The organism is Luteimonas sp. A478, assembly GCF_054052025.1.
On record NZ_JBSVRF010000003.1, the window covers coordinates 13693 to 36049 of the forward strand.

17 protein-coding genes and 1 pseudogene are annotated in these 22357 nt (G+C 68.2%); 12 read left to right on the top strand and 6 right to left on the bottom strand.

All coding sequences use genetic code 11. The features are described from left to right. Positions 1 to 69: 69 nt before the first annotated feature. Positions 70 to 996 carry an oxygen-dependent coproporphyrinogen oxidase gene (hemF, locus tag ACW7G3_RS06590; RefSeq protein ID WP_456981858.1) on the bottom strand — a complete coding sequence of 309 codons (927 nt, stop codon included), beginning with the start codon at positions 994 to 996 and terminating at the stop codon, positions 70 to 72. A gap of 122 nt (positions 997 to 1118) precedes the next feature. Between hemF and ACW7G3_RS06595 the strand changes: the two genes are divergently transcribed. Further along, the gene (locus ACW7G3_RS06595; protein WP_456981860.1) at positions 1119 to 1706 is read left to right on the top strand and encodes a hypothetical protein; all 588 of its coding nucleotides are present in this window, start codon (positions 1119 to 1121) and stop codon (positions 1704 to 1706) included. Positions 1707 to 1916: 210 nt separating this feature from the next. Here the strand turns inward: ACW7G3_RS06595 and ACW7G3_RS06600 are convergent, their stop codons facing one another. Further along, entirely contained in the window at positions 1917 to 4283 is a 2367-nt protein-coding gene (locus tag ACW7G3_RS06600; protein WP_456981862.1) for a prolyl oligopeptidase family serine peptidase, read from the bottom strand. A 387-nt stretch (positions 4284 to 4670) separates the two neighbouring features. Between ACW7G3_RS06600 and ACW7G3_RS06605 the strand changes: the two genes are divergently transcribed. From ACW7G3_RS06605 to ACW7G3_RS06620, 4 genes are all read left to right on the top strand, one after another. Continuing rightward, entirely contained in the window at positions 4671 to 4943 is a 273-nt protein-coding gene (locus ACW7G3_RS06605) for a YcgL domain-containing protein (RefSeq protein ID WP_456981864.1), read from the top strand. Next, positions 4936 to 8235: an ankyrin repeat domain-containing protein gene (locus tag ACW7G3_RS06610; RefSeq protein WP_456981865.1), complete on the top strand. Its 3300-nt coding sequence runs from the start codon at positions 4936 to 4938 to the stop codon at positions 8233 to 8235. The genes ACW7G3_RS06605 and ACW7G3_RS06610 overlap by 8 nt, the downstream gene beginning before the upstream one ends. 106 nt (positions 8236 to 8341) lie before the next feature. Then, positions 8342 to 9115, top strand: a complete 774-nt coding sequence (locus ACW7G3_RS06615; RefSeq protein ID WP_456981867.1) for an energy transducer TonB — start codon at positions 8342 to 8344, stop codon at positions 9113 to 9115. Positions 9116 to 9205: 90 nt separating this feature from the next. Continuing rightward, on the top strand, positions 9206 to 10045 hold the full coding sequence (locus ACW7G3_RS06620; RefSeq protein WP_456981869.1) for an energy transducer TonB: 840 nt from the start codon (positions 9206 to 9208) through the stop codon (positions 10043 to 10045). A 103-nt stretch (positions 10046 to 10148) separates the two neighbouring features. On the opposite strand, the gene rho is transcribed toward ACW7G3_RS06620, so the two are convergent. After that, a complete protein-coding gene (gene rho / locus ACW7G3_RS06625; protein WP_456981871.1) occupies positions 10149 to 11969 on the bottom strand; it encodes a transcription termination factor Rho in 1821 nt (606 codons plus the stop codon). Positions 11970 to 12185: 216 nt separating this feature from the next. Next, positions 12186 to 12512, bottom strand: a complete 327-nt coding sequence (trxA, locus tag ACW7G3_RS06630) for a thioredoxin TrxA (RefSeq protein ID WP_456981873.1) — start codon at positions 12510 to 12512, stop codon at positions 12186 to 12188. Positions 12513 to 12708: 196 nt separating this feature from the next. Here trxA and rhlB point away from each other — a divergent pair. The 6 genes and pseudogenes from rhlB to rpoH form a co-directional block, all read left to right on the top strand. Then, a pseudogene (gene rhlB, locus ACW7G3_RS06635) lies at positions 12709 to 14419 on the top strand (ATP-dependent RNA helicase RhlB); the annotation flags it as partial. 406 nt (positions 14420 to 14825) lie between these two features. Then, the gene (ftsE, locus tag ACW7G3_RS06640; protein ID WP_456981875.1) at positions 14826 to 15515 is read left to right on the top strand and encodes a cell division ATP-binding protein FtsE; all 690 of its coding nucleotides are present in this window, start codon (positions 14826 to 14828) and stop codon (positions 15513 to 15515) included. Continuing rightward, positions 15508 to 16467: a permease-like cell division protein FtsX gene (gene ftsX / locus ACW7G3_RS06645; RefSeq protein WP_456981877.1), complete on the top strand. Its 960-nt coding sequence runs from the start codon at positions 15508 to 15510 to the stop codon at positions 16465 to 16467. Before ftsE ends, ftsX begins: the two co-directional genes overlap by 8 nt. Before the next feature lie 2 nt (positions 16468 to 16469). After that, positions 16470 to 17387: a response regulator gene (locus ACW7G3_RS06650; RefSeq protein WP_456981879.1), complete on the top strand. Its 918-nt coding sequence runs from the start codon at positions 16470 to 16472 to the stop codon at positions 17385 to 17387. Positions 17388 to 17396: 9 nt separating this feature from the next. Further along, positions 17397 to 18119, top strand: a complete 723-nt coding sequence (ung, locus tag ACW7G3_RS06655) for a uracil-DNA glycosylase (protein WP_456981881.1) — start codon at positions 17397 to 17399, stop codon at positions 18117 to 18119. 99 nt (positions 18120 to 18218) lie between these two features. Next, positions 18219 to 19097, top strand: a complete 879-nt coding sequence (gene rpoH, locus ACW7G3_RS06660; RefSeq protein ID WP_456976362.1) for an RNA polymerase sigma factor RpoH — start codon at positions 18219 to 18221, stop codon at positions 19095 to 19097. 215 nt (positions 19098 to 19312) lie between these two features. On the opposite strand, the gene zupT is transcribed toward rpoH, so the two are convergent. Further along, positions 19313 to 20122 (bottom strand): zinc transporter ZupT, encoded by an 810-nt coding sequence (gene zupT, locus ACW7G3_RS06665; protein ID WP_456976364.1) that lies wholly within the window; start codon positions 20120 to 20122, stop codon positions 19313 to 19315. Between the two features lie 111 nt (positions 20123 to 20233). Next, positions 20234 to 21181, bottom strand: coding sequence for a transaldolase (tal, locus tag ACW7G3_RS06670; protein ID WP_456981883.1), 948 nt, complete (start codon positions 21179 to 21181; stop codon positions 20234 to 20236). A 151-nt stretch (positions 21182 to 21332) separates the two neighbouring features. Between tal and ACW7G3_RS06675 the strand changes: the two genes are divergently transcribed. After that, positions 21333 to 22097, top strand: a complete 765-nt coding sequence (locus tag ACW7G3_RS06675; protein WP_456976368.1) for an NYN domain-containing protein — start codon at positions 21333 to 21335, stop codon at positions 22095 to 22097. The last annotated feature ends 260 nt before the right edge of the window (positions 22098 to 22357 follow it).

Genomic DNA, 22357 nt, shown 5'->3' on the forward strand with positions numbered 1-22357 from the left:
CGCTCCTACGGGGTGGGTCAGGACCGTCGGCGGCAATAATTCACGCGGCTTCGCGCGCGTGGCGCGCTCCTACAGCTCGGTGAGCCAGTCGCGGGGTTTCAGGTAGTTGGCGAGGCGGGCTTCGTCGCTGCCGGGTTCGGGGGTGAAGCCGTATTCCCAGCGCGCCAGCGGGGGCAGGCTCATGAGGATCGATTCGGTGCGCCCGCCCGACTGCAGGCCGAATTGGGTGCCGCGGTCCAGGACCAGGTTGAATTCCACGTAGCGCCCGCGCCGGTAGAGCTGGAACTGCCGCTCGCGCTCGCCGTAGGGCGTGTCCTTGCGGCGCTCGATGATTGGCAGGTAGGCATCGAGGAAGCCGTCGCCGACCGCTTGCATGTAGCCGAATTCGTTGTCGAAATCGCCGCTCATGTCGTCGAAGAACAGGCCGCCGACGCCGCGGGTTTCATCACGGTGCTTGAGGTGGAAATAGTCATCGCACCACTTCTTGTGCGCGTCGTAGCGGCGCTGCCCGCCGTAGGGTTCGCACAGGTCGCGGGCCACGCGGTGCCAGTGCAGCACGTCTTCGTCGAAAGGGTAGAAAGGGGTGAGATCGAAGCCGCCGCCGAACCACCAGGCCACGGTTTCGCCATCGCGCTCGGCGCGGAAGTGGCGCACGTTGGCGTGGGTGGTGGGCAGGTACGGGTTGTGCGGATGGAATACCAGCGAGACGCCCATTGCACGCCACGCGGTGCCGGCCAGCTCGGGGCGGGCGGCCGTGGCGGAGGGGGGCAGCTGATTGCCGGAGACATCGGAAAAGCCGATGCCGGCCTGCTCGAACACGGCGCCGTCGCGGAGGATGCGGGTGCGCCCGCCGCCGCCAAGCAGGGGGCCGTTGCCGGGCTCGCGGGTCCAAGCGTCTTCAATGAATCGTTCCTTGCCGTCGGCCGCTTCGATGGCGGCGCAGATCCGGTCCTGCAGGCCGGTGAAGTAGTCGCGTACTGGGGAGATATCGTCCATCCACGCATTGTAGGCGGCTCGCGCCGGGGCCGCGCGGCGGTGTAGCGCGACGGTCATCGACGTTTACGGAGAATTGAACATTGCCCGGCTATGGTGGCCGCACTTTGAAGCAGAAGAACGACATGAGTCTCAGCAATATCGCCCACCCCCCGGCACCGTTTCCGCTCCTGGATGATGTGATCGTGCTCAGCAATGCCGCCATGCGCGCGGGTGAGCCGGCCAAGGCGGTGAAGGCGTTGGTGAAGGGATTGCGGGGCCTGCTGGCCGGTCCGCTGGAGCTGCCGGCATGGCTGCTGGAAACCCGCGACGACGAGCACGCCCGGCGCGAACTTTACCGTTCGCGCGAGCATGGCTACGAGGTGATTGCGATCACCTGGGCGCCCGGCCAGGTGAGCACCGTGCACGACCACGGCGATACCTGGGGCGTGGAATCGGTGCTGCGCGGGCAGCTGGAAGTGAGCGACTACCGCTTGAAGGCGCAGCACCGGGCGCTGTCAGAGCTGGAGCCGGACGGCAGCCATCTGCTGGAAACCGGCAGCGTGATCGGCCTGGTGCCGCCGCAGGACCTGCACCAGTGCCGCAATGCCGATCCAGACGAGGTGGCCGTGTCGCTGCACGTGTACGGCAAGCACCTGGATCACGTGAAGCGCTACACCCACGTGGAAGGAAATCTCTACCGCCCGCAGCGGGTGATGCTCGGTACCGTTTGACCCCGATACGGCGGCAGGCCGCCGGGGGTGAACGCCCCCACCTTCGTCGTACGGGGCCGGCCGCCCCAATGTAGGAGCGCGCCATGCGCGCGAAGCCGCGTGACACCTGGCTGCGGGGCGGGGCTTCGGCCGCCGCACCGTGTCCGAGACTTTTTCGAGCCGCCCGGATTCACGCGGCTTCGCGCGCGTGGCGCGCTCCTACGGGGGGCGTCAGTCGTCTTTCAGCACGCGCTCGAACAGTTCGTGGATGCGGCGGTACTGGTCGTACCACGAATCGGCGTGCTGGTAGGCGTGGCGCTCCAGCGGGTAGCTGGCCATTTCCCACTTGTCCTTGCGCAGTTCGATCAGGCGCTGGGCCATGTGCACGGAGTCCTGGTAGAAGACGTTGTCGTCGATCATGCCGTGGGCGATGAGCAGGTGGTCCTGCAGGCCTTCCACGTACTCGATCGGCGATGACTTCAGGTACGCCTCCGGGTCGATATCCGGGGTGTTGAGGATGTTGGCGGTGTAGGGGTGGTTGTAGTGGTGCCAGTCCCCCACCGGGCGCAGCGCGGCGCCGGCCTTGAAGGTGCCCGGCTCGCGGTACAGGGCCATGAAGGTCATGAAGCCGCCGTAGCTGCCGCCGTAGATGCCCACGCGCTCGCGCTTGCCCTGGCGCTCGGAGACCAGCCAGTCGATGCCGTCCAGATAGTCCTCGAGCTCCGGCCGGCCCATCTGCCGGTAGATCGCCGTGCGCCAGTCGCGGCCGTAGCCTGCCGAGGCGCGGAAATCCAGGTCCAGCACGATGTAGCCCTGCTGCACCAGCATGTTGTGGAACATCTGCTCGCGGTAGTAGGTGGGCCAGCGGTGGTGCACGTTCTGCAGGTAGCCGGCGCCGTGCACGAACAGCACGATCGGGTACTCGCGGCCGGGCTCCATTTCGGCCGGGCCGTAGTACTTGCCCCAGATGCTGCCGGCGCCGTGCTTGGAAGGCACCTGCACGATCTCGGGCTGCAGCCATTCGTAGGCACTGTATTCTTCGCTGCGCGTGTCGGTCAGGGCGGCATAGCCGCTGCCGTCAGCGCCGATCACCGCCAGCTGCGGCGGCACGTAGGCGGAGGAGTGGCGCAGCAGCAGGCGCGAGCCGTCGGGAGATTCGACGAAATCGTTGACGCCGTCGAGGTTGGTCAGTTCGCGGGCCTGGCCGCCTTCGACCGGCACTTCGCACACTTCGTAATCCACCGGCGCGCTGAGATTGCACACGAACAGGAAGCGCGAGCCGTCGGCGGCCAGCGCCGGGCTGGAGACTTCCCACTGGCCCGAGGTGAGCGCGCGCGGGCGGCCGTTGGCGGCCAGGTACAGGTGGGCATGGCCGCTGTGCTCGGAGACGAACCACAGGCTGCGGTTGTCGGGCATCCAGTCGAACTCGTTGAAGCCCCAGTTGATCCAGCCCTGCGGGTCGCTGAGGCGGTGGCGGGTGTCGAGCTTGCTGCTGGACGGGTCCAGCACCGCCAGCCAGCGATCCTTGTTGTCCACCGAATGCAGCATCAGCGCGGCCTGGGTGCTGTCGGCGTTCCAGCGCATGGAATTGCCGCCAAAACCCTCCAGCCGCACCGGGCGCGGGCCCTTGAGCGGATCCTTGCCGGCGGCGGCGCGCAGGTCGGCCAGCGGGTCGTCGGAGATGCCGGGCAGGGAGTCGAGGTCGAGCTTGCGCGGGGTGCCCTCGCGCATGTCCACCAGCCAGAAGGTCATCGGCGCGGGATCGTTGCGGCCCACGCGGATGCGCACGTCCTCGGTTTCCTCGTAGCCTGATTCGGTGAGGAACTTCGGCATCTTGCCGCCCTGGCCGCGCTCGGCGTTCTTGGGCGTGGTGGCGGCCAGCAGCCAGCGGCCGTCCGGTGACAGCGCGCTGCCCGCGATGGAGACGTCGCTGCCCAGGTACACCGGCGGCGGGGCGCGGGTGGGGTCTTCGCGCTGCCAGTCGGCTTCCTGCTGGCGGCGGGCGTCACGCTGGATGCGCTCGGTGCGCAGGGTGTCGAACAGGCGCAGCTGGTGCTCGCGCAGCTGGTCGGCGCGCGGCGGCTTGTCCGGATCGTCCTGGGCGCGGAGCACCGCGGCTTCGGTGATGCCGGTGCCGGCGCTCCAGCGGTGCCAGCGGTCGTTGCCGATGCGCCATACCAGGGCGCCGTCGTGGCTCCACTGCAGCGCGGCGGCGCCGGATCCGCCGTGGGTGAGCTGCTCCAGCGCGCCGTTGCGCAGGTCGCGTACGAACACGTCGCCATTGCGGATGAACGCCGCGCGGGCGCGGGTGGCGTCGTACACCGGCTGCACGCCGTCGATTTCGGCGCGGGCCGCGCCTTCCACCAGGGTCGATTCCCGGCTGGTCAGATCCTGCATCCAGGTGTCACGGATCGGGCTGCCATCGCGCTTGAGCGTGTAGTACGCGCGGCTGCCATCCAGCGACCACCAGGCCTGCTCCACCGGCGGGCCGATCCAGTCGGGGTCGTCCATGACGCGGTCCAGGGTGAGGACCTGCGCCGGCTGGGCGGCGAGCGAGGAGGCAAACAGCAGGAGGGACAGGGGGAGGAGTCGGATCATGGCGCTCAGCGGGTGGATGCAAAGCGCGCCAGATTACCAGCCTGTTACGGCGGCCGGATGGCCCGAACGTCCCGGATGCGAGGGTATCCCCGGAAAAAAACAGGGGCGCAAGCGCCCCTGTCCAACATCCCTGTTCCCGGAAGACTCCGGAAGTCCTTGTGCGGAACTTTGTACCATTCCGGTTCAGGGAAAATCGCGACGTCCGTCCCGTTTAAAGTGAATGGGGTGCGGAAATGTGACGTGAATCGACATTTCACGTTGCCGGTACGCGTCACTTTTCCCGCTGGCGAGGCGCTTTTGCGCCGGGGTTGGAGCTCCTGCGGTTCCCCATGCCGTCCATTTCACGCACAATCCCGATGGTTGTCGCCCCCTTCTTCTGTCCTGGCCATGCACGCCTACGTATATAAAAGCCTGCGCAAGGCGGATACCTATGTGTATCTGGCCCGTCGCGATGATTTCGAGTGCCTTCCCGCGCCGCTGCGAGAACAACTGGGCAAGCTGCACTTTGTGCTGCACGTGGAGTTGACCCCGGAGCGCAAGCTGGCCAGCCAGGATCCGGAACAGGTGCGGAGCAATCTGGCTGCGCGCGGTTTCCACCTGCAGGTGCCGCCATCGACCGCGGACGACCCGATGACGGAGGACTGGGGCACCGATGCCTGAGTCGACTTCCAGGCGCGGGCCTGCCGCTGCCGCCTTTGTGATTGGAGCGCTGTTGGTGCTGCTGGCCGGGCTGGGAAGCCTGGCCGCCGTGTTCGGCACCTGGCTGGCGCAGCCGGCATTCGCGCTGTCGGTGCGCTGGTGGCGCGGCACCGGGCCCGCACCGGCGCGGGCGCTGCTGGCCAGGGACCTGGGCAGCCTGCTGCTGCTGTGGGGCGTGGCCGGCGCGGTGGCCGCCCTGCTGGCGGCGTGGCCGCTTTCAATCCTGCTGGAAAACGAGTCGCTGGGCGCGGTGCTGGCGCTGAGCGCCGTGGCCGGCATCGGCGTGGTGGCGCTGTGGCGGGCGTGGCCGGTGTGGCATGCGGTGGAGCGCGATGGAGACAGCGTGATGGCGGCCTGGCGCGTGCTGGCCGATCGCGATGCTTCCGCGACGCGGGGCGCGTGGCTGGCCGGCGTGGTCACCGTGGCGCTGCTGCTGCAGCTGCTGCTGGTCTGGCCGGGTCTGGCGGAGGGCGCCGCGCGCTGGGTGCTGGCGGGGCTGGGGCTGGTGGCATGGCCACTGGTGCACGCGCTGCTGCAGCGGCTCAAGGCGCCGGACAGGCTGCCGATGCCGGTGGTCGAGATGCCCGGCGAGCCGGCGCCGATTGAACTGGAACCGGTTGAAGGTGATCTGGATGCGGCCCTGTACTCGGCTGCCCGCCGTGGACGCGTGGAGCGGGCGCTGGAGCTGCTTGCCTTGGGGGCGGATCCGCACGCGCTGCCGGCTGCGGAAGATCGCGACCAGCGCACCCTGCCGGTGCTGGCGGCGGTGCTGCCCGACCTGCGGCTGCTGCGTGAGATGATTGCCTGCGGCGTGGACGTGAATGCCGCCCACGGCGGTCTGACTCCGCTGCTGGCCGCCACGCGCGACAGCTGGCACGGCCGTCCCGATGCGGTCATGACCCTGCTCGCCAACGGTGCCGATCCGGGCGCGACCGATGGCGAAGGCAATACTCCCATGCACCACGCGGGGCGCAGCTCCGACCCCGGGGTGGTTGCGCTGCTGCTTGACGCCGCTGCCGAAGTGGACGCGCTCAACCATGAGGGCCTGACCCCGCTCGGCGTGGCCTGCATGGCCGGCAACTGGCGCCTGGCCCGGTTCCTGCTGGAGCGCGGCGCGCGCGCGCAGATTGAAGAGGCCACCCCTTCACTGGTGGCTGCCGCCGGTGGTGAGGATGACGACCCGGCCGGGGTGCAGCTGCTGCTGCGCTACAAGGCCAGGCCCGACAGCGCTGACCGCAGCGGTGCCACTGCGCTGCACCGTGCCGCGTTCGCCGGGCACGCGGAGATCGCGGCCGAGCTGGTGGGCGCTGGTGCCAATTTGGAAATCACTGACGGGCACGGACGTACGCCCCTGCTGGAGGCCGCCCGCGGTGGCCGCCTGGCCACGCTGGAAGCGCTGGTTGAAGCCGGTGCCGACCCGGTGGTGGTGGACACTGAAGGCCGCGGTGCGCTGGCCCTGGCCTGTCTTGCCGCCACCCCTTCGCCGCCCCTGGTGCGCCGGCTGCTGGAGCTCGGTGTGGATCCGCAGCTGGCTGACGCGGATGGCAAGCGGCCGGTGGAGCACGCGGCCGCAAGCGGGCGCTGGTCGCTGGTGAGCCTGCTGGATCCGGACTACGCGCTGCCTTCAAGCGTGCGCCCCGAGGACGGCCAGGACGAGGTGCCGGACCGCGCGCCGCTGTCGCTGCTGCGCGACGGCCTGGGCGAAGGCAAGCTGGAGCGGCTGGACGAGCTGGTGCCGCTGCTGACGCCGCAGGAGCTGGGCGGGCTGCTGCTGGACGATGAGGTTGCAGTCACTGCGGAACGGATCGACTGGCTGATGGCCCATGGCGCGGATCCGGATGTGCGCGAAGGCGCCGACGGCGAGGGCACGCTGGGCGATACGGCCATGTTCACCCTGCTGGCCCGCGGGCCGGATGCGATCGAACCGCTGCGCGCGCTGCTGCGCCACAACGTGTCTCTGGCGGGTGCCGGTGGGCTGGCGCGGTTCCTCGCTGCCTGCGTGCGTGGCGATCACGGCGCGCGCGGCCTTGAGCAGCTGGCGCTGGAATTGCTGGAGCGCGGCGCTGATCCGTTTGCCGCTTCGCCGACGGGTGATCCGCCGCTGTCGCTGGTGGTGCGCCTGGGCTGGATGCGACTGCTTGAAGAACTGGTGTCGGCCGGCGTCGATCTGGATGCACGCGACGGTCGCGGCATGACCGCCCTGCACTTGAGCGCGGCGTTGGGGCGCGAACCCGCGTTGCGCGCGCTGGTGCGACATGGCGCCAACCCCGGCGTGCGCGCTGCCGATGGCCAGACGCCGCTGGGCGTGGCCCTGGCTGCCGGACGGCGCGATATTGCCGATTGGCTGGACTGGCGCGGATGGCCCCTACCGCGCCGCGCGCTGCAGCCGGAAGACCTGCCCGCCGCGGCTATGGCCGGCGATGCCGACGCCGTGAGGCGCCTGCTGGCGCTGGGGTTCGATGTGGATGTGGTGGATCCGCAGGGTTGTTCCGCACTGCTGCGCGCGGCCGGCGGTGGCCATCAACAGGTGGTGGAGCTGCTGCTGGAGCGCGGCGCCGACCTGCAGCTGCCCGCCGGCTCCGGGGCCACGCCGCTCTCGGCCGCGGTGAGCATGGGCCATGCCGAAGTAGTGGACCATCTGCTTGAAAAGGGTGCCAGCCTGGAGCAGCGCCTGCCGGGGGAAGTGACCGTGCTCATGCTGGCCGCCGCGCTGGGCCTGCCGGAACTCTGCGCGCGCCTGCTGGCCGCCGGCGCCGACGTGCACGCCACCGATTCCCAGGGCCTGACCGCGCTGCACTGCGCCGCCCTGTACGGGTTCACCAGCGACGACCGGCCACGTCTGGTGGCCCTGTTCGACACCCTCCTGCTGGCCGGTGCCCAGGCGGATACCGGGGCGGCCGGGGGCGTAACCCCGCTGCTGCTGCTGCTGGGTGCGCGGGCCGAGCCGGGCACCGATTGCGATGAAGCGGTGGTGGGCGCGGCGTTGAGCCAGCTGCTGGACGAAGAGGTGTCGCTGGAGGCCCAGGACCCCCGCGGCTTCGGTCCCCTGCACCTGGCCGGCCTGCACGGCCTGCTCGACCTCGCCCGCCGCATGCTGCGCGCCGGCGCCGACCCCGACCTTCGCGACACCCTCAACCGCACCCCGCGCGAGATCGCGGTCATGCGCGGCTTCATCGACCTGGCCGCCGAACTGGCGCCTGCCAACGCCCAGCCCGGCGTCTCCATGGCCCGGTTCCTGCGCGACCAGAGCTGATCCTGGCCGCTGTTCGCCAGGCGGTGTTCCATCAGCGGCTCCCTTGTTCAACCCGTCTGGCGCAGTGCGGCTATAGTTTGCCCTGGCTAGGGAAAGGGGGGGTGTCGTGGAACGCAGGATTCTGTTCGCGCTGTTGCTGATGGTGGTGCTGCCGGCACTGGCGGAAGATCAGGAGGGCGTGGTGGCCTTCCCGACCGTGGCCAGGGTGGCCGTTGACGCGGAAGGGCGGCCATCCGAGGTGAGCGGTGCCGAGCGGCTACCCCAGCCCATCCGCGAGTTCGTGGAGACGACCGTGGGCGGATGGCGGTTCGAGCCGGTGGTTGTGGATGGGGTAGCCAGGCAGGGTGTCACCTGGGTCCAGTTGGCCGTGTGTGCGGTGCCCCAGGGAGAGAAACTCGCTCTGTCTGCGCGGTTCGTCCGCAACGGTCCGGCGCAGCCCGGCGGGACTTCCCTGCTGGTGGACGCGCCGAACTATCCGAAAAGTGCGTTGATCAGGGGTGTGACTGGCGACATGGAGGTGGCTTACACGGTGCAGCCGGATGGGTCTGCGGTGTTGGATGGAATCGAGTACGAAGGCGATGAAAGGCAGTTGTCCCGCCACTTCAGGCGTGCCTTGCAGGACTGGGTCTCCGCCATGCGCTTTGAGCCGGAAATGCTGGATGGCCAGCCCATCGCCACGCGGCTCAGCACGCCGGTATCGTTCTCACTCTACGATCCGACGTCACGGCGCGAGATTGCCGAGCATTTGCGGGAGAAATGGCAGGCGACGCCGGAGTGCATGGCGGCCGAGGGCCGTCAGCCCCAGGGCCAGCTTGTTCTGGTGGAGTCCCTGTTCGCCCTGCGGGGTCCAGGCGGAAGTGTCCCATTGCAGACACCCTGACGTCAGAAAGGAACGCCGGCGACAGCTGGCCTGTTGTTTCACGCTGCTATATTCGGGCGATATCCCAGAAGGAGGAGGGAGGTCATGTGGATGAGGATCTGGCTGGCGATGGCTGCGGCATTGCTGGTGGCGCCGGCGATGGCGCAGAGCCCGCAGCAGGTACGAAGGCAGGCCGAGGCAAGCATGGTGGTGACCGGGCACGTGGATATCGGAGCCGACGGCACACTCTCGGGGTACGTCCTTCACAAGCGCGATGATCTTCCCGGTTATGTGGTGGAGCTGGTGGACACGGCGGCCCGGAGTTGGCGGTTCGAGCCGGTGGAAGTGGACGGCCAGCCGGTTGCAGCCTGTGCACGGATGAGCTTGCGCATGCTCGCCAGGCCGTTGGAGGACGGCGGGTATGAGGTGTCGATCGCCAGCGGCCGGTTCGGTGAGTATTCCGACAATGCGACGGATCACGTGACACGCCGCGATATGGCACCGCCGCGGTATCCGAACGAGATGTCGAGTCGCGGTGTGCAGGGGACGGTGTACTTGCTGGTCAAGGTGGGCCGCGATGGCACGGTGGAAGACGTGGTGACTGAACGTGTGAACCTGCGTGCCTACGCGTCGGGGCGGGAAATGGAGCGCTGGCGGCGTGTGCTTGCCGCTTCGTCGATCAATACGGCCAGGCGCTGGGAGTTCAATCCGCCAACGACCGGTGACCAGGTGGATGCCGACTACTGGGTGATCCGCATACCGGTCGAGTACGGGCTGAGCGGACAGACCGCTTCGGGTCCAAGTTGGCAGCAGTATGTCCCGGGCCCCGAGTTGGCGGCCCCGGACTGGCTGCATGTCGTCCCTGGCGCGCCTCGCAGCGATGCGCAGGTGGCCGGAGGGATAGAAATGATCGGTCGCGAGCGTCGGCTGCTCACGCCCCTGCAGGGTTGATCACAGCCCTGCGGAGGCAGGCGCGTCGCGCTCCGGCTGTGGGCGGACCCCAAATGAAAACGCCCCGCGATGCGGGGCGTTTTCAATGGCGCGCGAAAAACGATCAGCGCCGCATGGAAGAGAAGAACTCCTCGTTGGACTTCGTGTTCTTCATCTTGTCCAGCAGGAACTCCATTGCCGCCAGCTCGTCCATCGGGTGCAGCAGCTTGCGCAGGATCCAGATCTTCTGCAGCAGCTCCGGTTCGATCAGGAAGTCCTCGCGGCGGGTGCCCGACGCGTTGACGTTGATCGCCGGGTACACGCGCTTCTCGGCGATGCGGCGGTCCAGGTGGACTTCCGAGTTGCCGGTACCCTTGAACTCCTCGTAGATCACCTTGTCCATCGCGCTGCCGGTATCCACCAGCGCGGTGGCGATGATGGTCAGGCTGCCGCCTTCCTCCACGTTGCGCGCGGCGCCGAAGAAGCGCTTCGGGCGGTGCAGGGCATTCGCGTCCACGCCGCCGGTGAGCACCTTGCCGGAGCTGGGCACCACGTTGTTGTAGGCACGGGCCAGGCGGGTGATCGAGTCGAGCAGGATCACCACGTCCTTCTTGTGCTCGACCAGGCGCTTGGCACGCTCGATCACCATTTCGGCAACCTGCACGTGGCGCGCGGCCGGCTCGTCGAAGGTGGAGCTGATCACCTCGCCGCGCACGCTGCGCTGCATCTCGGTGACCTCTTCGGGCCGCTCGTCGATCAGCAGCACGATCAGGTGCACGTCGGGATGGTTGTAGGTGATGGCGCTGGCCACCTGCTGCATCATCATCGTCTTGCCCGCCTTGGGCGGGGAGACGATCAGGGCGCGCTGGCCCTTGCCCTGCGGGGCCATGAGGTCCAGGACGCGGCCGGCGATGTCTTCGCTGGAGCCATCGGCGCGCTCGAGCTTGAAGCGCTCGCGCGGGAACAGCGGGGTCAGGTTCTCGAACAGGACCTTGCCCTTGCTGGCCTCCAGCGGCTCCTCGTTGATGGTGTCGATGGTGGCCAGGGCGAAGTAGCGCTCGCCGTCCTTCGGCCAGCGGATGCGCCCGGACAGATGGTCGCCGGTGCGCAGGTTGAAGCGGCGGATCTGGCTGGGACTGATGTAGACGTCGTCCGGGCCTGCGAGATACGAGGCTTCGGCCGCGCGCAGGAAGCCGAAGCCGTCGGGCAGGATTTCCAGCACGCCGTCGGCCACAACGCCCTCGCCGTGGCGGGTGAGCACCTTGAGCAGGTGGAAGATCACGTCCTGCTTGCGGGCACGGGCCACGCCTTCGTGGATCTGCAGCTGCTCGGCGATATCCATCAGCTTGTGCGCCGGCATGCCCTTCAGGTCGCTCAGCGAGTACTGGGGGAAATCTTCCGGCACGTTCGGTGGCGGCAGGCGCTGACCCTGGTCGTTATTGCCGTCCTGGGGCAGGCCGTCGTCGCGGCCTCGGCCGCCACCACCACCACCACCACCACCGCCACTGCGGTCACGGCGATTGCGGAACCGGTCACGGCGACCGCCCTGCTGCTGGCGGCTGTCGTCACGCTGGTCGCGGCCGCCGCGCTGCTGGCCCTGGTTGCCGTCGTCGTTGCCGCCGCTGGCTTCCTTCTCCTTGCCGGCCGGCGCTTCCTTGTTGGGAGCGGGCTTGCTGGGAGCCGGGGCTTCCTTGGGGGATGCAGCCTGGGTGGGCGCGGCTGCCTTGGGAGCATCGGCGACCAGGGCGACCGGAGCCGCAGGAGCCGCCGGTTTGGAAGGAGCTTCCGCCGGCGGCGTCGCGGGTACGGACCCGGTCGTCGCCGGGGCGTCGGCCTTCACGGTCTTGCGGGCGGCTTTCTTGGTGGCGCGCGGCTTGCGCACGGCTTTCTCGGCGGTATCGCCAGAAACGCCGGAGTCGCCGGCATTGGGGGTGTTGTCAGACAAGTGCGAATTCCTCGCTACGGTGCGAGCGCCCACAGGAAGCGGGCGGGGAGTGGGAAGGGTTGGCCTTCAGAAGGGTGCGGCGCGCAACTCCACGCCGGATACGCAGTTAAGCTAACACCGCGTCGCGCCGGGGACAAGATGCGGGCGGTCAAACGTTGTGGCTGTCGTCATGCCCGCAGGGGAGCGGGCGCCGGCATCCGGGTCGGGTCGTGCGGCTCAGAGCGCCTTGTCGATCATCTGCGCCAGCTGGGCCTTGCCCACCGCGCCCACCTGCGTGGCCTGCACCTGGCCGTCCTTGAACAGCAGCAGCATGGGGATCGAGCGCACGTGGTACTTCAGCGCGGTCGCCTGGTTCTTGTCGATATCCACCTTCACCACCTTGGCCTTGCCGTCGTAGGATTCGGCGAGTTCGTCCAGGGCGGGGGCAATCATGCGGCAGGGCCCGCACCAGGGCGCCCAGAAGTCGACCAGGACCGGCTCCTTGGACTGCAGCACGGTGGAATCGAATTCGGCGTCGGTGGTGTGGATGACCTTATTGCTCACGGGGTTCTCCTGAATGGCTTATGGATCCGCCAGCGTGTGGCGGACGGGCGCTTGGTGTTAAGCTGGGGTGTTTTCCGGCCCAATCCAAGGGGCTGGCCTCCCGGATACGTGGCTGATATCGATCCGGGCCCAGGCAGTCTGCGACGCGGACGCCCTCTCGCGCAACTGCGCGCAACGCAACGAAGCATTCCCACGCATGAGCGATAAACCCCTTACCGATATTCCCTTCTCCGAATTCGATCTGCATCCGCAGCTGCTGGCAGGCCTTGAAGGCGCCGGATTCATCAGCTGCACGCCGATCCAGGCCATGACCCTGCCGGTGGCCCTGCCAGGCGGCGATGTCGCCGGCCAGGCGCAGACCGGCACCGGCAAGACCCTGGCGTTCCTGGTGGCGGTGATCAATCGGCTGCTGACCCGTCCGGCACTGGCCGACCGCCAGCCCGGCGATCCGCGCGCGCTGATCCTGGCCCCGACCCGCGAGCTGGCGATCCAGATCCACAAGGACGCGGTGAAGCTGGGCCCGGGAGTCGGGCTGAAGTTCGCCCTGGTCTACGGCGGCGTCGATTACGACAAGCAGCGTGAGCTGCTGCAGCAGGGCGTGGACGTCATCATCGCCACCCCCGGCCGGCTGATCGACTACGTCAAGCAGCACAAGGTGGTCAGCCTGCACGCCTGCGAGATCTGCGTGCTGGACGAAGCCGACCGCATGTTCGACCTGGGCTTCATCAAGGACATCCGGTTCCTGCTGCGGCGCATGCCGGCCCGTACCGAGCGCCAGACCCTGCTTTATTCGGCCACCCTCAGCCATCGCGTGCTGGAGCTGGCCTACGAGCACATGAACGAGCCGCAGAAGATGGTGGTGGAGACCGAATCCATCACCGCCTCGCGCGTTCGCCAGAAGATGTATTACCCCGCCGATGAGGAAAAGCTGCCGCTGCTGCTGGGCCTGCTGTCCCGCGGTGAAGGCGCGCGCACCATGGTGTTCGTCAACACCAAGGTGTTCGTTGAGCGCGTGGCGCGGGCGCTGGAGCGTGCCGGCTACCGGGTTGGCGTGCTGTCGGGCGATGTGCCGCAGAAGAAGCGCGAAAGCCTGCTCAAGCGCTTCCAGGGCGGCCAGCTGGAGATCCTGGTGGCCACCGACGTGGCCGCGCGCGGCCTGCATATCGACGGCATCAAGTACGTCTACAACTACGACCTGCCGTTCGACGCCGAGGACTACGTACACCGGATCGGCCGCACCGCGCGGCTGGGTGAAGAGGGCGACGCGATCAGCTTCGCCTGCGAACGCTATGCCGTGGGGCTGCCGGATATCGAGGCCTTCATCGAGCAGAAGATCCCGTCCGAGCCGGTGACCCAGGAGCTGCTGACCCCGCTGCCGCGCAAGCCGCGCGAGGGCGCGGTGGCCGATGATGGCGAGACCGAAAGCGTCGGCGAGATTTTCCGCGAGGCCCGCGAGCAGCGCGCTGCCGACGAGGCCCGCCGCGGCGGTGGTCCGCGTGGTGGCCGTGGCGAGCGCAGTGGTCCGCGCGTTGGTGGTGCGGTCGGTGGCGAGGGACGCGGGCGTGGTCCGCGCCGGGAAAGTGGTGGCGCTGCGACCGGGGAAACCCGGGCAGAGGCTCCGGCGGTTGCGACTGAAACTGCGGTTGCGGCTCCCACTTCCGCTCCGGCTCCGGCTCCGGCTCCCGAAGTGAATGAAGCTGCCGCGGCGCCCGCCGCAGCGACGGGCCCGACGGGCCCGGAACAGCCGACCCGGCCGCAGGATGGCGAAGCGCCGCGCAAGCGTCGTCGCCGTCGCGGTGGCCGCCGGCGCAGCGGTGAGGGTGAGGGCGAGGCCCAGGCTGGTGCGGAGCGCCAGGCCGGCAACGACCAGGCGGCCCAGCCGTCCGAAGGCGAGCAGAAGCCGCGCCGTGCCGAGGGTGGCGGTTCGCGCCGCGGCGGTCGCGGTGGCGGCAGGCAGCAGGGTGAAGGGGCGGCGCGCGAAGCCCGTCCGCAGGCAAGGCAGGAGCAGCCGGGCGCTCAGCCGGCCCAGTCCAGGCCGGCCGAATCCAAGCCGGCCCGCAGCGGCAATGGTCCGCGCCATGTGCCGGCCAGGTCGGCAACCCCCAAGGCAGCGCCGAAGGCTGAGTCTGGAAGCAACGGCTCGCTGATCTCGCGCATCGGGCGCGGTCTCAAGCGGCTGGTGGGCAGCACCCCGGACCCCAAGTCCTGACGTCAGGCGTTTTTGGGACAAGGCCGCATCACGCGGCCTTGTCCGCGGAAGCACCCTGCATCCGCTAAGCTTCCGGAAATGATCCCCTGTCCTTTCCCGAGCCGATGAGCGTCCTGCGCTTTGACAATGTCAGCAAGCAGTACCCGGGCGGCCATGCGGCCCTGTCCGAGGTTAGCTTCGAGGTCGCGACGGGAGAGATGCTGTTCGTGACCGGGCATTCCGGCGCGGGCAAGAGCACCTTGCTGAAGATGGTGCACCTGGCAGAACGGCCCAGCCGCGGCGCGGTGCTGTTCGGCGAACGCAATCTTGCCCGGGTGCGCGGGCGCAAGGTGGCCATGCATCGGCGCGAAGTGAGCGTGGTGTTTCAGGACCACCGGCTGCTGACCGACCGCAGCGTATTCGAAAACGTGTCCCTGCCGCTGATCCTGCGCGGCATGCGCCGGCCTGAAATCGGCAAGCGCGTGCGCACCGCCCTGGAGCGGCTTGGCCTGGGCGCCCGCGAGAAGGCGCTGCCTGGCGAGTTGTCCGCCGGCGAACAGCAGCGGGTCGGCATTGCCCGGGCGATCGTTGGCGAGCCGCGCCTGCTGGTGGCCGACGAGCCCACCGGCAACCTGGATCCAACCCTGGCAGCGGAAATCATGGCCCTGTTTGAAAGCCTGCCCGAGCGCGGCACCAGCGTGATGGTGGCCAGCCACGACCTGGCCCTGGTCAAGCGGATGAAAAAGCGCGTGTTGGTGCTCGACCACGGCCGCCTGGTGGACGATATTTCTCCGCAGGACCTGGCCGATGAGTGAGCAGCGCGCCGCCCCCGCTTCTGCAGCGCCTACGGCGCCGCGCTCCGGCCTGGGCACCTGGGGTGATCACCACCTCTACAGTTTCTTTTCCAGCCTCGGACGGGTGTTCCGCCGGCCCTGGGCGACGGCGCTGACCATCGGCGTGATGGCGGTGGCATTGGCGCTGCCGATGGGGCTGTGGCTGGTGCTGGACAACGTGTCGCGGCTGTCCGGCAGCGTGCAGGAGTCGCGCGAGATCGGGGTGTTCCTGCAGCAGAAAATGGATGCCGCCCAGGCTGATGAGCTGGCGGAGAAGCTGCGCGCGCGCGCCGACGTGGCCAGCGTGGAGCTGCGTACCCCGGAACAGGGGCTGCAGGAACTGCGCGAGCGCGGTGGCCTGGGTGAAGCGATCGACGCCGTGGGCGAGAACCCGCTGCCCAACCTGCTGCTGGTGATCCCCGAAGGTGACGAAATGGCGCTGGCCGGCGCGCTGCGCGAGCTGCCTGAGGCGGCGCTGGTGCAGCACGATGCGGAGTGGCGCCAGCGGCTGGACGACTGGCTGGAATTTGGCCAGCGACTGGTGCTGGTGCTGGGCGTATTGCTGGGGCTGGGCGCACTGCTGGTGGTGGGCAATACCGTGCGCCTGGATATCCAGGCCCGGCGCGAGGAAATAGGCGTGCTGCAGCTGCTGGGTGCCACCGACGGCTTCATCCGCCGGCCATTCCTGTATCTGGGCACCTGGTACGGCCTGGGCTCGGGCGCGCTGGCGCTGGGCCTGCTGGCCATCACGGGAATGGCCCTGCGCGCGCCGGTGGCCGAGCTGGCCGCCAGCTACGGCAGCGGCTTTGCCCTGCGCGGATTCTCTCCGCTGCAGCTGCTGGCGGTGCTGGTCGCCTCGGGCGCCCTGGGCTGGATCGGCGCCAGCGTGGTGACCGGACACTTCCTGCGCCAGACCCGCCCCACTGATACATGACCATGGACCACGCCCCCGACTCCGATCCGCATCGCCTGCGCCACGTGGCCAGTGACTCGCCGCGGATCATGGTGGTGGATGGATCGCGCCTGGTGCGCCGACTGATCGGCGACGTGCTGCGGGCGGAACTGGCCAATGTGGACGTGGTGGAGTGCGAAGGCCTGGCCCAGGCCCAGGCCGCGCTGGAGGCTTCGCCGGTGGACCTGGTGAGCACCTCCCTGGTGCTGCCGGATGGCGACGGCATGGCGCTGGCGCGCAGCGTGCGCGAGGCCGCCGGGCAGCGCTACGTGCCGGTGATCGTGGTCTCGGGCGAAACCCAGTCGCGTCTGGAGATGCGCCGCTTCACCGAAGACGTGACCGACTACTTCGACAAATCCATGGGGCTGGGGGCGCTGGCGGCGTTCATCCGCGGCTACGTGCTGCCCGAGCCGATCCCGGGTGCCAAGGTGCTGTACGTGGAAGACAGTCGCACCGTGGCGGTCGCCACCCGGCGCATGCTGCAGGCGCGGCACATGGAGGTGGTGCACGTGGTCAGCGCCGAGGAGGGCCTGGCCCACCTGCGCGAGCACGCCGGTGCCGACGGCGCGCCGGGCCTGGACCTGCTGCTGACCGACGTGTACCTCAAGGGCGAGATGAGCGGGCGCGACCTGTTGCATGCGGTGCGCGGCGAGCTGGGTTACAGCAAGCGCCGCCTGCCGGTGCTGGTGATGACCGGGGATGACAACCGCATCAACCAGATGGGCCTGCTGCGCGAGGGCGCCAACGACCTGGTGCTCAAGCCGATCGAGGAACGCCTGCTGGTGACCAAGGTCCTGTTCCAGCTGCGCCTGTCCCGCCTCCCGCCAACCGCGCTCCTACAAACGCACCCGCGTCACGCGGCTTCGCGCGCACGGCGCGCTCCTACACAATCCGGCGGGTAAGATGGCGGAATGGTTTCGCCATCCCCAGACAGCGATCGCATCCGGCTTGAACCCTCCTGGAAAGCCCGCATAGGCGAGTACCTGCAACGCCCTGAAATGCAGGCGCTCTCCACGTTCCTACGCGAGCGCTCCGCTGCTGGCGCCCGGATCTTTCCGCCGGCTCGGAACATCTTTGCCGCCTTTGACGCCACCCCGTTCGACCGGGTCAAGGTGGTGATCCTCGGGCAGGACCCGTACCACGGGCCCGGCCAGGCGCACGGGCTGTGCTTTTCGGTGCAGCCGGACGTGCCGGTGCCGCCTTCGCTGCTGAATATGTACAAGGAAATCGAGCGCGACCTCGGCATTCCGCGCCCGGATCACGGTTACCTGATGTCGTGGGCGCATCAGGGCGTGCTGCTGCTCAACGCGGTGCTGACCGTGGAGCAGGGCAAAGCCGGCGCCCATCAGCGCAGGGGCTGGGAGGAGTTCACCGATCACGTGGTGGAGGTGTTGGACCGCGATCGGGAAGGACTGGTGTTCATGTTCTGGGGCAGCTATGCGCAGAAAAAGGGCCGGATCGTGGACTCGCGACGGCACCGGGTACTACGGACCACGCACCCTTCACCCCTGTCGGCGCATCGTGGCTTCCTCGGCTGCGGCCATTTCTCCGCCGCCAATGACTATCTGAAACGGCGCGCAGAGGTGCCGATAGACTGGTCCCTGCCACCCCGCTCCCGAATCGCAGGTTCGTGAAATCAACGGCTTGCAGGCCGCGCGCGTTCCACCAGAGGAACGCTGGGAACTTCCACCGCTCTTAGCAGTCACATATGAAGACTGCTAAAATAGACGCCTATGACCCAAGACACTCTCTCCCAACCAATGGTTTCAAGCAGCCTGCCGGTGCCGGGCGCGATTGGATCGCTCGATGCCTATATCGGCGCCGTGTACCAGATTCCGGTGCTTTCGGCGGAAGATGAGCAGGCCCTGGCCCACCGCTACCGTGATGACGGCGATCTGGTTGCCGCCCAGGAACTGGTGCATTCGCACCTGCGCTTCGTGGTGCACGTGGCCCGTGGATACATGGGTTACGGCCTGCCGCTGGGCGATCTGATCCAGGAAGGCAACATCGGCCTGATGAAGGCGGTCAAGCGCTTCAACCCCGAGGTGGGCGTGCGCCTGGTGTCCTTTGCAGTGCACTGGATCCGTGCCGAAATGCACGAGTACATCCTCAAGAACTGGCGCATCGTGAAGGTGGCCACCACCAAGGCGCAGCGCAAGCTGTTCTTCAATCTGCGCAGGAGCAAGAAGCGCCTGGGCTGGATGAACGCCGAGGAAGTGAGCACCGTGGCCAAGGACCTGAACGTGCCTGAGCGCGAGGTGCTGGCGATGGAGTCCCGTCTGTCCGGCCGCGATATCGGTTTTGACGCTCCCGCGGACGATGGCAGCGACCGGATGCCGCCGGCGCCGGAAAACTACCTGGTGTCCACCGTGGAAGACCCGGCCGTGGCGTTTGAGCGCGAAGACGGCGAGGACCACCGATTGTCCCTGCTGCGCGAAGGCCTGGCCGAACTGGATGACCGCTCGCGCGACATCATCCAGCGCCGCTGGCTCAACGCGGACGCCAAGGAAACCCTGCAGGAGCTGGCCGACGAATATGGCGTGTCGGCCGAGCGCATCCGCCAGGTCGAGGCCAACGCGCTGAAGAAGATGCGCGGCCTGATTGCCGCCTGATCGCGCCTGATCCGCGACATCCGAACGACCAACGGCCCGGTATCCCCGGGCCGTTTCTGTTTGCGCCTGTGTCCCTGGTAGGAGCGCGCCATGCGCGCGAAGCCGCGTGAATAATGGCCACGCCGCGTGGCTCCGGACACGCCGCACCTGCCGACGCCATTCCGCGCGATCATGCTCACGCGGTTTCGCGCGCATGGCGCGCTCCTACAAGCGGCTTACCAGTTGAACAGGACCAGGCTGATCGCGAGCGCGCCCATGCCGGTGACCAGGCCGTACACGGTCTCGTGGCCCTTGGCGTAGCGCTTGGCCGCGGGCAGCAGCTCGTCCAGCGCCAGGAACACCATCACCCCGGCGATCATGCCGAAAATCGCCCCGTACAGCGCTTCGGAGAGGAAAGACCCCAGCACCACGTAGCCGATGATCGCGCCCACCGGCTCGGCCAGGCCCGACAGCAGGCAGGCGAACACGGCGAGGCCTTTTTTACCGGTGGCGTAGTACACCGGCACCGCAATGGCGATGCCTTCCGGGATGTTGTGGATGGCGATGGCGAAGGCCAGAGGCAGGCCCACCGCAGGATCGGACAGGGTGGCGAAAAAGGTGGCCAGCCCTTCGGGAAAGTTGTGCGCGGTGATGGCGGCCGCGGTCAGCAGCCCGACCCGCCGGATCTGGCCGCGGTCATGTTGCTGGTAGAACGGATCATCGGTTTCCAGCCGCTCGTGCGGATTGGGGATGAGGCGGTCGATGACCACGATCAGCAGCACCCCCGCCAGGAAGGAGAAAGTGCCGTAGGAGAAGCCCCGCGCGTCGCCGTACTGGACCGCGAAAGCGGCGATCGACTTGTTGAGGATGTCCGAGAGCGACACGTACACCATCGCCCCGCCGGCGAACGCCAGGCCGAAGGCGAGCATGCGCGCGCTGGGTTTGCGGGTGGCGAACACCATCAGCCCGCCCAGGCCGGTGGCCAGGCCGGCGCCGGTGGTGACAGCGAGCGCGAGCAGGACGTTGCTGGTGGTGGGATCGAGCATTGCCGGTCAGGTCAGGTGACACCGGCGCTGCGCCGACGATGGCCGTTGCAGCCATCCGGACATCCTACCCAAAGACGGAGCCGCCACGCCATGGTGCGCTCCTGCAACCAGTCAGCGCAGGCGCTGGGCCAGCATCTCCTCCAGCTTGCGCTGGTCGGCGGCAAAGCGGCGGATGCCGTCGGCCAGCTTCTCGGTGGCCATGGCATCTTCGTTGTGCTGCCAGCGGAACGCGGCCTCGTCCAGTGCCGTGGGTGGCTCGGCACGTTCACCGTCATCCACCAGGCCACACTCGACCGTCGCGTCCGAGGACTCCAGCTCGCCCAGCAGCTCCGGTGAAATCGTCAGCCGGTCGCAGCCGGCCAGCGCCAGCACCTGCCCGGTATTGCGGAAGCTTGCGCCCATCACCACCGTTTCGTAGCCGTGGCGCTTGTACCAGTTCCAGATGCGCTGCACCGACTGCACGCCGGGATCGTCCTGTGGCGTGGCCGGCGGCTGGTCACCGCTGGCCAGGTGCCAGTCGAGGATGCGACCAACGAAGGGCGAAATCAGGAACACCCCGGCTTCGGCGCAGGCCACGGCCTGGGCGAAGGAGAACAGCAGGGTCAGGTTGCAGTGGATGCCTTCGCGCTCCAGCTGTTCGGCAGCGCGGATGCCTTCCCATGTGGAAGCGATCTTGATCAGCAGCCGGTCGGTGCCGATGCCGGCTTTGGCATACAGCTCCACCAGGCGCCTGGCCTTGGCTACGGTGGCTTCGGTATCGAAGCTCAGGCGCGCATCCACCTCGGTGGAGACACGACCGGGAACCAGCTTGAGGATCTCGCCGCCGATCGCCACCGCCAGGCGGTCGCAGGCGTCGGCCACGCGTGCATCATCACCACCGGTTGCCTTGGCCACGGCGTCGTCGATGAAGTGCGCGTAGGCCGGCAGCGAGGCGGCCTTGAGCAGCAGCGACGGATTGGTGGTGGCGTCCATCGGCCGGAAGCGGGCGATGGCCTCGATGTCACCGGTGTCGGCGACCACGGCGGACAGGCCGCGCAGTTGTTCAAGCTGGTTCGGCATGGACGAACGCTCCGGACGAAATCGGCCCCCATTGTCTCACCCCGCCCGTCGGCCCGCCCGCGTAGGGAGCAGGCGTCACGCGGCTTCGCGCGCATGGCGCGCTCCTACCGGGGGCGCTACGCTGGGGCCTGGCAAAGGAACCGGGACCCACATGGCCGACACCGAACTGCGCATCGCCCTGCTGATCGACGCCGACAATGCGCCGGCAAGCAGGATCGAGCCGATCCTCACCGAGCTGGCCCGCCACGGCGTGGCCAACGTGCGCCGCGCCTATGGCAACTGGAAGAGCCCGCACCTGAAAAGCTGGGAGGACTGCCTGCATACCTATGCCATCCAGCCGGTGCAGCAGTTCGCCTACACCGCGCGCAAGAACGCCTCCGACATGGCGATGCTCATCGACGCCATGGACCTGCTGTACACCGGTAACCTGGACGGCTTCGCGATTGTGTCCAGCGACGCCGACTTCACCCCGCTGGTGATGCGCCTACGCAATCAGAACATGCGCGTGTTCGGCTTCGGCGAGGAAAAGACGCCCAAGCCGTTCGTCAACGCCTGCTCGACCTTCCTGTACCTGGAGAAGCTGGACGCCGCCGATGACGATGGCAAGGCGGCCGAGTCCAGGCCGAAGTCGAGCTCGGAGCTGCAGCGCGACGCCAGGCTGATCCACCTGCTGCGCAACGCGGTATCGGCCACCTCGGATGATTCCGGCTGGGCGCACCTGGGCGTGGTCGGCAGCCACATCCGCAACCACACCTCGTTCGACGAGCGCAACCACGGTTACCGCAACCTCAGCGCGCTGTTTGAAGCGACGGGACTGTTCGAGCTGCGCCGTGAGGGCCAGCTGGTGGAGATCCGCGAAAAGCCCAAGGCGAAGGCTCGCACCAAGGGCACGCGCAAGAAGACCGCAGCAACCTGAGTCCGGTCCCACCGCCCAAGCCCAAGCCCGGGCCCGGGCAGGTGTAGTCCAGGTGCCTTGATCCGGTGGGAGCGCGCCACGCGCGCGAAGCCGCGTGAATGTCGCATCGCAGAGGGGCGTCGGTCGGGATGACCTGGCCGGAGCCTCGACCACCGCCAGGTGTCACGCGGTTTCGCGCGCATGGCGCGCTCCTACTGAGGTCCGTCGTGCGAACGGGACTAAGCCCGGTACATGGCCGCCGGCACCGATGAGGCCGGGCA